This window comes from Mesorhizobium sp. M1A.T.Ca.IN.004.03.1.1 (assembly GCF_003997555.1).
Taxonomy (GTDB): Bacteria; Pseudomonadota; Alphaproteobacteria; order Rhizobiales; family Rhizobiaceae; genus Mesorhizobium.
Genome location: NZ_RZTV01000761.1, coordinates 1 through 250, shown reverse-complemented (window position 1 = coordinate 250; position 250 = coordinate 1). Strand labels below are relative to the sequence as shown.

Genomic DNA, 250 nt, shown 5'->3' with positions numbered 1-250 from the left:
CGGCGATATCTTCACTGGTTCAGGGGACTTGGCCGGAGAGCGCGCCGGCACCGTCCGCAACGACGCCGATTTCGTCATCCTCATTCCCAAAGCCGCCGCCGGGCGTTTCGACTGATGGCCAGGGATCGCAAGCTCAGCGCCGATGAGAGGATCCTGTGGGGCAAGGTGGCCCGCAGCACGCGGCCGATGCCCGGAAAAGCGAACGAGTTGACCGAGCTTGACGCCTTTCTGGCCGAAGCGGAAGCGGCGG

At 65.6% G+C, this 250-nt stretch carries 2 pseudogenes; both read left to right on the top strand.

From position 1 onward, the window contains the following. A pseudogene (locus EOD29_RS33705) lies at window positions 1–115 on the top strand (transglycosylase); the annotation flags it as partial. Further along, window positions 115–250: pseudogene (locus tag EOD29_RS33700) on the top strand (DNA mismatch repair protein MutS); the annotation flags it as partial. The pseudogenes EOD29_RS33705 and EOD29_RS33700, both read left to right, overlap by 1 nt.